15 protein-coding genes are annotated in these 14546 nt (G+C 71.3%); 14 read left to right on the top strand and 1 reads right to left on the bottom strand.

What is annotated here, in order from left to right; all coding sequences use genetic code 11:
* Positions 1 to 2: 2 nt before the first annotated feature.
* Positions 3 to 914 (bottom strand): hypothetical protein, encoded by a 912-nt coding sequence (locus OIE53_RS19850; protein WP_327023038.1) that lies wholly within the window; start codon positions 912 to 914, stop codon positions 3 to 5.
* 722 nt (positions 915 to 1636) lie between these two features.
* Here OIE53_RS19850 and OIE53_RS19845 point away from each other — a divergent pair.
* The 14 genes from OIE53_RS19845 to OIE53_RS19780 all read left to right on the top strand — a co-directional run bounded on the left by OIE53_RS19845 (position 1637) and on the right by OIE53_RS19780 (position 14546).
* The gene (locus tag OIE53_RS19845) at positions 1637 to 2353 is read left to right on the top strand and encodes a hypothetical protein (protein WP_327023037.1); all 717 of its coding nucleotides are present in this window, start codon (positions 1637 to 1639) and stop codon (positions 2351 to 2353) included.
* Between the two features lie 169 nt (positions 2354 to 2522).
* Positions 2523 to 2945 (top strand): hypothetical protein, encoded by a 423-nt coding sequence (locus OIE53_RS19840; protein WP_327023036.1) that lies wholly within the window; start codon positions 2523 to 2525, stop codon positions 2943 to 2945.
* Between the two features lie 93 nt (positions 2946 to 3038).
* Complete coding sequence (locus OIE53_RS19835) at positions 3039 to 3860, top strand: hypothetical protein (protein WP_327023035.1); 822 nt, start codon at positions 3039 to 3041, stop codon at positions 3858 to 3860.
* 357 nt (positions 3861 to 4217) lie between these two features.
* Positions 4218 to 5360 carry an FAD-dependent monooxygenase gene (locus tag OIE53_RS19830; protein ID WP_327023034.1) on the top strand — a complete coding sequence of 381 codons (1143 nt, stop codon included), beginning with the start codon at positions 4218 to 4220 and terminating at the stop codon, positions 5358 to 5360.
* 30 nt (positions 5361 to 5390) lie between these two features.
* Complete coding sequence (locus tag OIE53_RS19825; protein WP_327023033.1) at positions 5391 to 5744, top strand: histone-like nucleoid-structuring protein Lsr2; 354 nt, start codon at positions 5391 to 5393, stop codon at positions 5742 to 5744.
* 156 nt (positions 5745 to 5900) lie between these two features.
* Positions 5901 to 6827 carry a MarR family winged helix-turn-helix transcriptional regulator gene (locus OIE53_RS19820; protein ID WP_327023032.1) on the top strand — a complete coding sequence of 309 codons (927 nt, stop codon included), beginning with the start codon at positions 5901 to 5903 and terminating at the stop codon, positions 6825 to 6827.
* A 99-nt stretch (positions 6828 to 6926) separates the two neighbouring features.
* A complete protein-coding gene (locus tag OIE53_RS19815) occupies positions 6927 to 7577 on the top strand; it encodes a GGDEF domain-containing protein (protein ID WP_327023031.1) in 651 nt (216 codons plus the stop codon).
* A gap of 279 nt (positions 7578 to 7856) precedes the next feature.
* The gene (locus OIE53_RS19810; protein ID WP_327023030.1) at positions 7857 to 8306 is read left to right on the top strand and encodes a hypothetical protein; all 450 of its coding nucleotides are present in this window, start codon (positions 7857 to 7859) and stop codon (positions 8304 to 8306) included.
* Positions 8307 to 8330: 24 nt separating this feature from the next.
* On the top strand, positions 8331 to 9368 hold the full coding sequence (locus OIE53_RS19805) for a hypothetical protein (RefSeq protein ID WP_327023029.1): 1038 nt from the start codon (positions 8331 to 8333) through the stop codon (positions 9366 to 9368).
* A gap of 97 nt (positions 9369 to 9465) precedes the next feature.
* A complete protein-coding gene (locus OIE53_RS19800) occupies positions 9466 to 10536 on the top strand; it encodes a peptidoglycan DD-metalloendopeptidase family protein (RefSeq protein WP_327023028.1) in 1071 nt (356 codons plus the stop codon).
* A gap of 121 nt (positions 10537 to 10657) precedes the next feature.
* Entirely contained in the window at positions 10658 to 11311 is a 654-nt protein-coding gene (locus tag OIE53_RS19795) for a hypothetical protein (RefSeq protein WP_327023027.1), read from the top strand.
* 70 nt (positions 11312 to 11381) lie between these two features.
* A complete protein-coding gene (locus OIE53_RS19790; RefSeq protein ID WP_327023026.1) occupies positions 11382 to 12467 on the top strand; it encodes a DUF4314 domain-containing protein in 1086 nt (361 codons plus the stop codon).
* Positions 12468 to 12541: 74 nt separating this feature from the next.
* Complete coding sequence (locus OIE53_RS19785; protein WP_327023025.1) at positions 12542 to 13024, top strand: hypothetical protein; 483 nt, start codon at positions 12542 to 12544, stop codon at positions 13022 to 13024.
* A 349-nt stretch (positions 13025 to 13373) separates the two neighbouring features.
* Positions 13374 to 14546, top strand: a complete 1173-nt coding sequence (locus OIE53_RS19780) for an AAA family ATPase (protein ID WP_327023024.1) — start codon at positions 13374 to 13376, stop codon at positions 14544 to 14546.

Raw genomic sequence — 14546 nt, 5'->3', positions numbered from 1 at the left:
CCTTACGCGCGTTTGCGGTACTTGAAGATCAATCTTCCGGTGTTCCGGTCGAGGGTGCCGTCTTCGTCAGCGACAGGTGCGTTGGCTACCTCCTGCACCGCCTTGACCAGCATCCACGCCGTTTCGAAACGCTCGCCGTGAATGGCCGAGTCGAGACGCCCGGTCCCGAGTGCGTCGAGGGCCCTAGACGCCCGCACGGCGAGCTGAGTGAGAACGATGTCCTTCTCCTGAACCTGTTCCCTCACTCCGTAGAAGAGCCGGTCACGAACGTCGAGGTCGGCGATGGCGACACCGAAGGCTGCCCGGTACCTCTCGACTTCAGTCATCGCCTTCTCGCCTTGCATATACGCCGTGGCACCGAAGGCACCCAAAACGATCCCGCCCACGGCGATCTTCTCGACCAGTGCTCCCAGCGCCATTCCGCCGCCGCCTGAAGCGATCGGTCCGCCACCGAGGGCCGCTTTGCGTGCGTTCTCCTGCGCTATGCCGCGAAGGTTCGCGAGGGGTGTGCCGGTGCCGGCGTTCGCGATCTGGTTTACACCCGCATGAAGAAATCCCCACACTGTGTAACCAGCTTGGGCTGAGTGAATGAGGCCCTGGGCCCAACCTTCGACGTCGGGGTCAATCTTCGGCCGCGCCATGACCTCTAGGCTGGTGGAGAAGTCGACGCCGTCGAGGACGAGTAAGTCGCTGACTTTTGCGTGCATGTCGCTGCGTTTAAGGATGTCGCGCATCCGTAGGACGACGTCGTTGTGTATCTGTTCGTGCTTTCGGCCGAAAGCCCGCAGCTGCGCGTTCGTTCGTCTGTGGTCATCAAGGTGCGCGTTATAGCGATCCTCGTAGGCTGCCCAAAGTTCGCGCGACTGTGTCTCCGCCCGCATGCGCTGGACATGCCCGTAAACGCCTGCCGCCATCCCGCCCGCACCAGTTAGGACTCCAGTAGCCGCGAGAGCGACTGGGACGGGCCGCATGACCATCGGCGGTACCTCCGTCAAGGTCAGGCAAAGGGCGGCAGGGTCGCGTTCGTTCTGCCCATGGATGGTATCGCCCCGTGCAAGACCCGATCGGGCGGGCAACCGTCCAACTTCATCTCGTTCGACCCAATCGACGAAGCGTAGGTAGACCGAGAGTTGAGCGTCAGCGAGGACGAGAAAGAAGCGATATCGCTGGCTGAGCACCCATGACGCACGCCCCGACGGCTGGAGCAAGCACGCTGAGGGGAGCGCCCCGAAGGCATAGGCTGTTACGCCAAGATCATTTGTGAGGGGTGCGGGTCTCACAGCGGCCTAGCGATGCCTGTCCACAGCGTCCGGGATGTCTTACAGCGCAGGTCAACCCCAGTACTCGGCGATCAACTCGTCGGACCGGCCTGACAGATCAGGTCGCTACCGTTCACGGCACTAACAGCACCTCATATATCTCCACCCCGGTTCGGCCCCACCTCGGAACCACCGCCGCACCTACCGGTGCGCCCGCCCACCCGCCTATACGGGCCGGTCGGCGTCGCGCCGCGCGGCGACCCCAGGTCGCACCCAACCACCTGCCGCACCACACCCATCCCCGCAGCCGGCCCCACGCACCCGGTGGGCCGGTCATCTCCGCGCGCCCTGACGCGCCGACCTCGAAGGAGGACCCCATGGGCAAGACTCCCCGCAACGTCACCCCCGCTGCAGCTGTGAAGCCGAGGGCCAGGATCGGCGCCATGGTCCTGTGCATTCCGGCAGAGTTGCCCCGCGAGGCGCTGACCGCGCATCAGCTCGACCGCAACTTCAGTGTGCAGGGCACCCTGTCGCCCCGTTTCTGGGCCAGCACGGCTCTGCGCCGGTGGCAGCACCGGCAGATGATCAGCCTGCGTAAGGGCCGCCCGGCCTCCTGCGCCGGCGGACCGGTACGGCTGCTCAATCTCGACGGCATGCTCCAAGCCGCCGCCATGGGGGCGGGTATCCGCCACCAACTGTTCAGCCGGGTCGTGCACGGCACCCGCAACGCCACCCCGTGGCACGTCTACGAGGCCCGCCACCTGGCAGACCCGGACACGTACCCGTGGGACAAGGCCGTGGCGGACTTCAACAACCAGCCCCGCATCAATGCGATCCGGATGCACAACGCCGCGACGTACGGCGCCGGGCAGATCACCCTCGCCGAGGTGGAGATGTACCAGGCCGGATACATGGCCTACCAGCACTACAGCGCGCTGACCGCAGTCGCGGGCGACGCACTGATCACCATCGACGGGGCGACGTTGGCCCCGGCCAGCGACGCCATGGCCGACCGGGTGACCTACCTCGAACAGGCCAACCGCCTGTTCGCCGCCCTCGACCCCGACCAGCGACTACTCGCAGTCGCGCTCTGACCCTGGCCGGGCACGAGCCCACGGCCGTGGGCTTTCACGCTCCGCAGGGACACCTCACCGAGCGATCGGGCCGGCAGCCGCCATCCCTGTACCCGAGGGATGCGCGCTGCCGTCCGGTCGGCTCCTGCATTCACCCCGAGCACCCCCGAGCAGGAGGGATCCCGCCCACATGATCTCGGTCTACCGGTTCCGGCTCACCGACGTCTTGGAGCTGGCCGAGCACGCCGCCACCGCGCACACCGCCGCGGTCGACGACGAATCCGACGGCCCAGTGCTGCTGCTTGTCACCGATGACAGCGCCTACCTCACATGCAACGGCCTGCCCGCAGCACCGTCGGGCCCGGAACAGGCGGCGACCTGCCCTGTCCAGGCCGTGTACGCCGAGCACGCCGGCCACAATCCGCCAGGCCACACCGGTGACGACCTGCTGGTCACCCTTCCACTGCGCCGGGCCGACGCTCGGCTCGTCGATGAACTACGTGCCGCCGCCAGCCACGGCCACTCGACCCTGGTCATCACCGTCGTCGACGGCACGGTCGGCCTGTCGACCGTCACCGTGCCCACGCCGCCCGGCCCGCCGCCTGTCGACTGAGCCTGCCGGCCCCCCGCGCCGGGGCAGCGGACGCCCGACCGGCCGGGCGAACGGCCGACCTTTCCCTCTTCCCACACTCTCGGAGGTTCCACCGTGTCTCACCGGCTGTGGTTCCGCGTCGATGACGTCCTTCCGCTCGCCGAACATGCCGCCGCCACCTACGCCCACCTCACGAGCCGGCAGCAGCTCCGGGCCGGTCTGCCGGAGCAGGCCGCACTCATCTGGTACCGCGACGCCGACGGCGACTGGCTGACCTCCAACGGGGTCCCCCGCTGGTACGACGCCGACGGCACCGTGCACCGGGTCCTCGCCGAGACGTGGACCCACACCGCCACCGGCGCCACCGGTAACCCGCGCCCCGCCGACGACGGGCACGGATTCCTGCCCCTGCACACCACGTTCCTCGACGGCCGTCGCGATCTGCTCGATCTGCTCCGCTTCGCGCGCCGTCACCGGATGCACTGGTTCGGTCTGCTCCCGGACCCGACCAGCGACGCCACCGACAACCGTTACCGGATCTCCCGCGATCGCGGCGACATCAGCCCACCGTTGGCTACCTGGACCCCGGCGGCCGTCACCTGCGACGTTGTTGGCGGCGGCGCCTACCGGGCCATGGTCGCCCTCGGCTACACCACGCTCGGCCGGGCCGGCCTGCTGTGCCGGTTTCCGCTGTTCGCGGTGCAGCGGATGGCCGCCCACCTCGACAGCCTGCATCCCGGCGGCATGCCCGGCGAACATCCCCGGCTGCGGTTCGACGGTGACGAGGTCGTCATCGAGTGGGAGCACGACGGTCTGGGTGGCCGGTGGGTCGCGCACGACCGGGTTGTACCCGACGCCAACCGCTGCTACGCCATCGGCGCCTACCAGTGGCCCTGGACCCTGGTCACGGCCGAGACGACCACCCCGCGCCACTAGCCCAAAGAACAGCGTCCAGTGACCGTCGAGGAGCCGGCCAGCAAGGCGGTCACGGCAGCCACGATTCGACCGGGCGCACCACCTCGACGCTCCGTTCTGCGGATCCAGGGCTGAGAACGACAGCGACGCCGAGCAGAGCGAAGCGGTCGCCGAGATCGTCACCCCGCTGTTCATCCGAAACCTCCCTCCACCCGACACACCCGCTGCCGGCGGCTGATCGGCGCGTCAACGTCGCGCCGCTAAGCCCCTGAGCCGCTTGTCACTGGCACGACCTGGCCGATGCCCGGCCATCCGCGCACTCGCGCACACCCGGGCACGGCCGTGCCCGGGTTCCTGCCATTCAGGAGGGAACCCCTCATGACACCCATCCCCAGGCCGGCCTCCGGCCGCCAGCTGCGCATCGCCGTCGTCGGCGGCAGCATCACCGGCCCGCTCACCGCGCTGCTGTTGCTGCACGCCGGATTCGACGACGTCACCGTCTTCGAGGCCGCACCGCAGTCCGCGCCCCGGGGCGGCGGTCTCATCGGCCTGGAACACTGCGCCCTCGACGTGCTCGACCGCCTCGGCATCGCCCAGCACGAGTTCGTCGCCCACGACTCCGAGGCCGTCGTCCAGATGACCATCCGGGACCGCCACCCGGCCGAGGTCATTCGACGCACCTACCCGGGCCGCAACACCACCTGGTCGCTGCTGCACCACGCGCTGACCCGCCGCCTATCGGCCGGTGTCCTGCGTACCGGAATGAAGGTCATAGCCCTGACCGGGCAGGCTGGCCAGCCGGTGCTGCGGTTCAGCGACGGCCACACCGAACCCGCCGACCTGGTCGTGTTCGCCGACGGCCGGTCCTCCACCGGCCGCCGGCTCCTCGACCCCGACCGGAGGCTGCGGTACGCCGGCTACGTCGCCCACCGTGGCATCGCCGAGGTCACCCCACCGTCGGGTCTGCGGGACTTCCTACGGCTGCAGCCCTGCCCCGGCGTGCAGTTCAACCTCGCCCCGGTACCCGGCGGCTGTGACTGGACCTTCTACCTCGGCTGCACCAGCGCCGAGTACGCGCAGCGGTTCGGCGCCGACCCCACCCGCCGGGTCTTCGCCCTGCCCCGACACGTCAGCACCGCCGCCCGCACCCACGTCGACACCCACGCCGACCTGCTCCTGCCGGCCGAACACGCCGCGATCGTCCACGCCACCACCACCCGGATGGCCGTGCCGGTCCTCGACATCACCCCACCGGAGCGCATGGTGTGGCCGGTCGGCACCGGCCACGCCGTCCTGCTCGGCGACGCCCTCGCACCCGTCCGCCCACACACCGCCCGCGGCGCCAACAACGGCATCGAACAGGCCGCCGGCCTCGTCGCCGCCCTCACCCAGCACCGCAAGTACCGGGCTGACCTCACCGCCGCCCTGCACGGGTGGCAACGCCGGCACCTGCCCGCCGCCGTCGCCGCCGTGCACCGAGGACCCGAAATCGGCCACCGCCTCGGCCTCGGCACCCGATAACCCACCCACGACCAGGAAGGGAGACCCCGCGTGGCTACCAGGACGACCGCAGTCCTCGTCGACGACCTCGACGGCTCCACCGACGACGTCGGCACCTACCAGTTCGCCTTCAACGGCGTCACCTACGAGATCGACCTGTCCGCCGGCAACTTCGACCGCATGGCGGCGGCCTTCGGCCCGTTCATCACGGCCGGACGCCGCCTGCCCAAGCAGCCCAAGACCGTCCGGCGACGGCAGTCGGGCAGCGCCGCCGGGCGTACCCGCACGCAGGAGATCCGGACCTGGTGGTGGACCACGAACTGGCAGGAGCGCAACCTGCCCCAACCACGAACCGGCGGCAGCATCCCCGCCGCGGTACGCGACGCCTACCACGCCGCCCACTGACGGACCACGCCGCGAATGCGCCCGCCGTTGCGCGCCACAGTTCCGCACCCCGGGCGGACGACTTGACCACCACCCCGATTCGAAGCGTGCATCAGCGCACGCGCCTCACTCACCGACCCCTGCCCAGCGGCAAGGAGAAAGGGGGCCAACCCGCCCATGACCAGCACACCAACCGACAAGACCACCGGTACGGCCACACCACCACAGCCGGCACCCAGCGTCGCGAAGGTCCTCGCCGCGCTGCACCGGCTCGGCGAGGCCACCGCCGCCGCCATCGCCACCGAAGCCGGCCTCGGCTACTCGACCACCACCCCGAAACTACGCAGCCTGGAGACCGCCGGGCTGGCCGAGCCCACCCGCAGCGACACCGGCCGCAGCCTGTGGCGACTAACCGACACCGGCCGCGCCCAGGTAGAAGAAGCCGACGACCACAGCCAGCCCGAAGGACAAGACGCGCCCAATGCCGCCGCAGACGCACCACAAGGGACGCACGGCGACGACACGGAGAACACCGGGCAGGACCATGACCAGCGGCAAGCCGTAGCGGACCCCACCGATCCGCCGGTCACCGCCTCGGAGTCGGAATCACCGGGTGCCGGTGATGTCGAGACGGCACCCGACGAGGCCACCCTGCCCGAGACCACCGACGACAGCCGCCCACGCGCCGAACCCGAGGTGCCGGCTGCGGCTGACCACACCGACCCGCCCGCCGGGGCACCCACAGCGGACGAACCCGCCGACACGCCTGCCGACGACCCCACCGATGACACAACGGGCGATCCCACCGCTGAGGGAACATCCTCCGCCTCCGCTGGTCTGGTGGCGGGCGGGCTGGCTGGCGCCCGTCGGGCGTCGGGCACGCTGCGCGGCGCGATCCTCGACATCCTCGAGGCCAACCCCGGCAAGCAGTACAAGGTCAGCGAACTGTGCAGGCTGATCGACCGGGCCAACGAGGGAACCGACGCGAAGAAGGCCAGCGCCGGTGCGGTCCACAACGCCGCGGTGAAACTCGTCGGGACCGGACGTGCGGTCATGGTCGCCGAGAAGCCCGCCACGTTCGCCCTGACCGGCCCCACCACCTGAAACGACCCTCGCCCCAGCCGGTAGCCCGTGGGCGGGCGTCGAACTTTGCCGGTACCACGCCCGCCCCCGGTGCTCCTTCACAGACAAGGAGCTACCCGAGTGTCTCCCATCCTGTCCTCGCTCGTCACTGCCGTCGGCGGGGTCCTCGCGGGTCTCGCCCTCGCCGCAGGGCTGCTGTGGCACCAGCAGCAGGCCCTGACCCGTGCCCGCCACGCCGCCGACCACGACGACACCACCGGCCTCCCCAACCGGCGGGCACTGCTCGCCGCCGCCGGCCGCGCCGCCCAGCGCGGGACGCCGTTCGGGCTCGTCCTGATCGACCTCGACGGCTTCAAAGCCATCAACGACACCTTCGGCCACGAGGCCGGCAACGACGTGCTCACCGACATCGGCCGACGACTCGCCGCCCTGCCCGGGCCGGTGCGGCTGGCCGCACGGCTGTCCGGCGACGAGTTCGCCCTCCTGGTCGACGGCGGCCCCGACGAGGTCGCCGCCGCCGCCCGCGCCGCCTGGCGGACGGTCGGTCGCCACCCGGTCGACCTCGGCGCGCACACCGTGGCCGTGCGGGCCAGCGTCGGGCACACCACCGCCGCCCTCGGCGTCAGCCCCCGCACCCTGCTCCACCACGCTGACATGGCCATGTACCAGGCCAAACAGTCCGGAGCGGGCGTCTACGGAACCACGACGACCACCGCCCACACCGGGGTGCCGCCGGGTACCCGCCTGCGGGACCTGCGCCGTCACCGCTGATCCGGCACCCGCACGGGGAGTACCCGGAGGACCTCGCGCCGATCGTCCGGCGCGAGGTCCTCACCGTGCCTCACCCCGCCTACCCGACCTCGTCTGTCCACATCCTCGGCGGTCGTCGAACCCCGCCCACCCGGCACGACTTGACCTTGGCCGAGAGATGAGCGTCGATCACTGCTGGTCGTCGTCCGCCGGGCTGCCAGGGGCACCAGCATCCCTGGCCCAACGTGGGTCGGACGGCGACCGCGCATGCCCGCGATCCGCCGACCGAAGGGCCAACCCGTGGCACCCAACCCATATCCCGGCCGCCGCAGCCGGCGGCCCAGCGACCGCACTCCCGCACCGGACGACGTCACTGACCGGCTCCTGTGGGCCCTCGCGGTCGATGTCGCCGCCGCCCATCAGCCCGGACCCGACGGCCTCTGCACGAACCTGCAGTGCCGAGGGCAGCACGGCCCCTGCTGGGCGCTGCGCACCGCCCACCGCGCCCACCGACACGCCCGCCGCACCCCCGCCACCTTTGGCGCATTCCGGCCGCGCCCGGTCGGGGTCGTACGCGGACGCGCCCCTGTACCCGCGCCCTCCGTGCCCGCCCCTTCCGGCCGCTTCACCGGCTGGTTCACCCCCACCCACCCGCCCGCACCCCTGACACGACTCACGCCCATAGCCGACGCGGTGCCACCGGAGTCCCGGGGGCACCGGCGTCCACCCGTGGCGGCGCTGGCCGCCTGAGCCCGCGAACCCTGAAGGCAGACAGTGAACTTCCTACCGAACGACACACTCGCCGGCTACGCCCGCACCGCCGTCGACCTGCGGACCCGCATGGTCGACTACCATCGCGGTCCGCTCGCGGCCCAGTACCTGCAGGCGTTCTTCGGCGGCCGGCTCGCCGACCATCCCAGCCCCAGCCCGGCGGGCATGGCGAAGGTCCTCGACGCGGCCCGGGCCATCACCGCCAACCCGTGGCGATCCGGCGAACCGTACGTCATCGCCCCCGCGATGACCGCGATCATCGCCGCCGCCGCGACGGCCCTCGACCTGACCGGCGAGGTGCTCCCCGCCGACGTCGCCCCCACCGACGGCGGGGTGCTGTTCCTACCCGAACCGATCTACCACCGCAGCCACAGCGGTGAGGTGTCCTCGCTCGGAGCGATCACCTGGGCCCGCACCACCAGCACCGGCAGCGGCCGGTCGGCCTGGGCCATCGGCGGATGGGCCGACCACCACGACCCGCACGACCCCTCCGCGATCCGCCGCCGCGAGCAACTCGCCGTCCGACCTGACCTCGCCCGGCAGTTCGGCCCCTACGTGCTGACCGACTTCACCGAGATCCCGATCGGCCAGCCCGTCGACCCCCGCCCCGACCTGCCGGTCCTCGACGGCGACGACCACGACTGGGAACCGGCACCCGACGGCCGGTTCTGCATCGACGAGACCACCACCGCGATGCGCGCCTGCGCCGCCGTCGCCTACGCCTTCTGGCGCATCCAGGCCCAACCCCTGGCCGCCGTCGCCGCCGCCCCACTGGACCGGGCCGCCCGCCGCCGCGCCGTGCGCGCCAGCATCCGCCACGACACCCGCGTGGTCATGCTGCGCCGCACCAGCCCACTCGCTGAACCCGCCGACGGGGAACCCAAGTGGCACTACCGGGTGCGGTTCGTCGTACGCGGTCACTGGCGACGGCTGATCGACCGTGCCGGCAACCCGTACCGGATCTGGATCAACGCCCACATCAAGGGCCCCGACGGGGCGCCCCTACTGCACGGCGAGAAGGTCGCCGTCCTCGCCCGCTGATTCCACCCACCGTCCGAAGGCCACGCGTGACGCCTCCAGGCCCCGCGTGGCCTTCACCGGTTCCCGGCCCTGCCCGCCTGCCTTCGAGGAGCGACCCATGTCCATCCGCGTGCTGTCCGGGATCGCTGTCGCGGTCGCCGGTGTCCTGCTGCTGTGCTCCGGACTGGCCCCCACCCTGATGCTCGCCGACCGGGCTGCCGCCTGCGGCCCGACCACCGGTGCCGCGCCCACCACCTCGCCGACCGCCCGCAGCACCGCTGCGACCAGTGTCGGGCCGATCGGTGACTGGAACGCCGAGCAGGTGGGCAACGCCGCCACCATCACCGCCGTCGGCATCCGTCTCGGCGTCCCGCCACGGGGCTGGGTCATCGCCGTGGCCACCGCGATGCAGGAGTCCTCCCTGCTCAACACGCCGGGCGGGGACCGCGACTCGGTCGGCCTGTTCCAACAGCGCCCCTCCCAGGGCTGGGGCACGCCTGAACAACTCCTCGACCCGCAGTACGCGGCGACAGCGTTCTACCAAAGCCTGCGCTCCGTTGACGACTGGCAGGCGATGCCGCTGACCGAGGCCGCCCAACGGGTGCAGCGGTCGGCCTATCCGGACGCCTACGCCAGATGGGAACCCGACGCCACCCGCATCGTCGCCGCCCTGACCAGGGTCCGCGCCGACTTGACCGCCTGCCAGCTGACCGTCAGCATCCACGGCTGGACGCAGCCGGTGCACGCGGACGTCGGCTCCGGTTTCCGCACCACGAGCCGACCCGGCCACGACGGTGTCGACCTGATCGTGGCGAAGGGCACCCCGATCCACGCCGCGTCCGCCGGCACCGTCACCGTCGTGCGCTGCAACGCCGTCGACGTGCGCACCGGCCGGGACTGGGGCTGCGACCGCGACGGCCACCCCGAGCTGACCCGCGGCTGCGGCTGGTACGTCGACATCACCCACCCCGACGGGGTGGCCACCCGCTACTGCCACCTGCTCACGCGTCCCTCCGTCGTGGAGGGCCGGCGGGTGACGGCGGGCCACGTCATCGGCGTGGCCGGCAGCTCAGGCCACTCATCCGGCCCGCACCTGCACTTCGAAGTGCACCTCGGTGACCACACATCCCGCACGGCGGTCGACCCGGTCGCGTTCATGGCCTCCGTCGGCGCACCCCTGAGCCGGTAACCCCAAGCACCGATACCGGCGGCCGCCACGCCATCCACACCCAGCCCGGCAGGTCGTCCCCGCCCGGGGACCACCACCGCGACCCCCCATCCCACTGATCTCTGAGAGAAGGGAAAGGCACGTGAGTACACCCACGCTCATCGGCGTCGCCGCGTCGCGCGGCAGGTACACCGCCCGCTACCTGCAGTTCGGTGAAGACCCCGAAAAGCTGGTGCCGCTGCTGCGCCGGATCTGGACCGACACGTTCGGCCGCGACACCAACGCCATGGCCGCCGCGCTGCTGGCCCACAACTGGTGGACCCTCGCCATCAACCCCAAGCCCCGCCGCTGGGACCGGCAGCCGCCCGTAGCGGGACTGGGCTACCCGGCCGACACCGGTACGACCCGGCAGGGCCTCCTGCGGGAGGACATCGACGGCGCCCTGGAATGGCTGTACCTGCTGCACCTCGACCAGCGGCGGCTGGTGGTGTACGAGGCGAGCATCCACGGCCACTGGCTGCGGCACAGCGCGCACCACCTCGATCCGGTCGAGGACCTGTTCGTCACCGAACCCGCCCCCGACGAGGGCGACCCGGAGATGACGGTGTGCACGGTCTGCGGCGCGGTCGACGAGATCGACCACATCGAGGTGCCGTCCATGGCCGGCTACGGCCACGACACGGTCACCAGCTGCACCCGCTGCGGCTCCTCGGTCGCCACCGACCCGATGTTCGGCGACCACGTCACCCGCAAGCCCTGGCCGCCGCACAGCCCCACGACGGACGGCACCCGATGAGACCGCCCATCCCCGGCCGCGGCCGCCGTCGACCGGCTGCGGCCTGCCCATCCACCGATCGGAGAACCTCTTGATCTACCAGCCCGGCCAGCGCGTCGCCCTGGTCCACACCAGCGACCCGTACACCCTGCTGCGGCCCGGTGACACCGGCACCGTCCGCCGCCACGACCAGCAGCACCACACCGTCGACGTCACCTGGGACAGCGGCTCCACCCTGTCGATGTGCCTCGACGACGGCGACCGCATCGAACCCCTCACCACCACAGCGTCGACGGGGGACCCGGTAGACGACGCCGCCGAATGGGCCGCCACGCTGCGGCGGATCCGCACCGCTGGCACCGAGGCCGGCCGCACCGCCGCCGAATGGTGGGCGCAGAACACCATCGGCACCCGCGCGAGCGGCGACACCCGCCTCACCGCGCGCAGGATCCTCACCGGCATCGACGACGGTGACCCCGCAGTCCTCGACACCCTGCCCCAACCGACGGCGGCCGGGGATGCGGTCGACACCAGCGGATGGCAGCTGTTCGCCGACGCCACCGGCGATGTCTCCGGCTGGTTCGGGCTGCGCATCCCGCAGCGCGACGAGGCGATGACCGTCTACCGCGACGCCTACGACACCGCCACCGTCGACCGCGTCACCGAACTGTGTCACCTCGCGGCCAGCCCCACCGGCCGCGACGTGTCCCACCTGCACCCCGACCGGATCCGCATCGGCGACGTCGGTGTGTTCTCCGGCGACTGGGCACGCACCACCGGACCCGACGGCGACGACCGGATCACGGTCGGGTTCGTCGGCACCCTGACCGACCGCTGGAACGGGTGGGCGGTGTTCTCCTGCACCCGCGAAGTGGCCGAGGCGATCGTCGCCGACCACCAGCGTCACCGCGACCAGTACCGCCACCGCCTGCGCGACGAAGGCGTCCCGGAGAACGACCTGAACCGGCGGGTCGACGCCGCGCTGGCCGACCTGTCCTTCGACGGCGACGTCATCGTCGCCGACCAGCGCGCCACCACCGACGACCCGGAAGCCATCGACCACATCACCCCGGACAGCGACGGCCGATACGTGGTGATGGGCCGTAGCTGGTGCTGGGAGGCCGTCGACCCCTACGCCTGCGACCGGATCATCGGCGACCTACCCGACCAGGCGTAGAGCGCAGAACCGACCCAGGCCGGACCGGCAGAACCACCGCAGACAGGCGACACCGACAAGGAAGGAACCAGATAGTGACTGCCCGTACCCAAGAGGAGATCGTCACCCGGATCCGGGCGCTGCGCGCCCACCGCCGGGACATCTTCGGCTTCCGGGAGGAGGTGCTCGTGGAGGCACTCGATCTCGACCACGCCCGCCAGCTCCTCGGCCCCGGCACCCCGGGCGAGTGGACCCCACGGGTCGACCATGAGACCTACGCCCGGGACTACCTGCGATTCGCCATCGGAAAGATCATCGACCACCGGGGCAACTCGGCGAGCCGGTCGGTGGACAAGCTCGGCGAACTCGCCTGGCTGCTCGGCCGCGACGACATCGTGCGGGCGATGGACCACACCAGCTACCCGATGTATGGAGCACCCATGGTCAAGGCGTTCGCCGACGGCTTCGGCTGGCCGTTCCTCGACGACCTCGACAGCGACGACCAGCGGGCCCTGGCCCGGATGGCGGACGGGCAACAGTGCGACCCGCAGGGCTGCCAACAAGGCTGCGCCGACTGACCGCAACCGGTCCACCCGGCACCACTTTCGGCCCTCGATGCGCCCACATGGTCAGCCGGCACCCCAGCAATCCCACAACCTGCACATCCATTCGACTTGATCGATCAGGCCTGGGGGCGTTGCATCGTCGGCGCCGACGCGCCCGCGCAAGGCCGCCCCCGGGCAGCACGCACCGGCGGCGTACCTCCGCGTCGCCGTAACCCTTCAGCACCAACGCGGTGTGGTCGCCCACCTGCCCGGCCCGAACCGGCCGGCAGGTGCTGACCGCATCCGTCTCCGCAGTGCGGTAACCGACCGCCCGCGCACCCGGAGACGGGTGCGCGGGCCCGACCGAGATCGAGGCAACCACATGACCACACCACACCCGCCGACGCCACCGACCGGCCCACCCCGCACCGACCCGGCCGCGGCCGGCACCGGCGGCACACCCACCAGAGAGGCCACCTCCGGACGGTCCGGCTACCTGTACCGCAAAGTCGCCCTACACCTGGCCGACCACCCCGACGACATCCTCAAGGTCGGCGAGATCACCCGGGCGATCGGCGCACCGTCCACCGGCGCCGTGTTCGAGGCACTGAAGAAGATGGCCGCCGTCGGGCACGCCACCCACCACCGCGACCCGCACCACCGCTTCCAGATCACCCAGGCCGGCATCGACGCCGCCGGCACCCTGCCACCCGCCGCACCCCGCACCCGTTCCACCGGCAGCGGTGGTGGCCGCCGGTCCCGGCCCGCACCCGTACCCCGACCGAACGGCACCCTGTACCACCCGCGGCGGCTCGGCAAAGGCTGGGACGTCGAGGAACTACAGCGACTGCGTACCCAGCGGGTGCCCGTGCTGCTGTACGGGCCACCGGGCACCGGCAAGACCGCCATGGTCGAAGCCGCGTTCCCCGACCTGCTCACCGTCGCCGGCACCGGCGACACCGTCGTCGACGACTTCCTCGGCTCCTACAACCCGATCCCCGGCGGCGGCTACGAGTTCATCCACGGACCCCTCGTCACCGCCATGCGCGAAGGCCGGGTACTGCTGGTCGACGACGCCACCCTCATCCCACCCCGCGTACTGGCCGTCCTGTACCCGGCCATGGACGGCCGCGGCGTCATCACCATCCCCGCCAACGGCAACGAAACCGTACAGGCCGTCGACGGGTTCTACATCGTCGCCGGCCACAACCCCGGCGTACACGGCGCGGTCCTCACCGAGGCCCTGGCCTCCCGGTTCACCGTCCACCTGCACGTCACCACCGACTGGGACCTCGCCCGCGCCCTTGGCGTCCCCAAACCGGTCGTCGACGCGGCGATCGACCTCAACGCCGACCTGACCGCCGGCAAAACCACGTGGGCACCACAGCTACGCGAACTCCTCGGCTTCGTCACCGTCCGCGACCAACTGGGCATGGCCGCCGCCCTGGCCAACCTCGCCGGCATCGCCCCCGAAGACGCCCGCGACGACGTCACCGCCGCCCTGTCCCGACACACCGGCACCCCCATCACCGCACTCGCCCTCGGCAAACGCTGA

This window comes from Micromonospora sp. NBC_01739, assembly GCF_035920385.1.
Classification (GTDB): Bacteria; Actinomycetota; Actinomycetes; order Mycobacteriales; family Micromonosporaceae; genus Micromonospora.
This window is presented reverse-complemented; position numbering and strand designations above follow the sequence as displayed.

What these genes read in the sequence shown, in the direction of transcription:
- OIE53_RS19780 (WP_327023024.1), top strand. Translation starts at nt 13,374, where the DNA reads ATGACCACACCACACCCGCCGACGCCACCGACCGGCCCACCCCGCACC.
- OIE53_RS19800 (WP_327023028.1), top strand. Translation starts at nt 9,466, where the DNA reads ATGTCCATCCGCGTGCTGTCCGGGATCGCTGTCGCGGTCGCCGGTGTC.
- OIE53_RS19850 (WP_327023038.1), bottom strand. Translation starts at nt 914, where the DNA reads ATGGCGGCAGGCGTTTACGGGCATGTCCAGCGCATGCGGGCGGAGACA.
- OIE53_RS19820 (WP_327023032.1), top strand. Translation starts at nt 5,901, where the DNA reads ATGACCAGCACACCAACCGACAAGACCACCGGTACGGCCACACCACCA.
- OIE53_RS19845 (WP_327023037.1), top strand. Translation starts at nt 1,637, where the DNA reads ATGGGCAAGACTCCCCGCAACGTCACCCCCGCTGCAGCTGTGAAGCCG.
- OIE53_RS19840 (WP_327023036.1), top strand. Translation starts at nt 2,523, where the DNA reads ATGATCTCGGTCTACCGGTTCCGGCTCACCGACGTCTTGGAGCTGGCC.
- OIE53_RS19830 (WP_327023034.1), top strand. Translation starts at nt 4,218, where the DNA reads ATGACACCCATCCCCAGGCCGGCCTCCGGCCGCCAGCTGCGCATCGCC.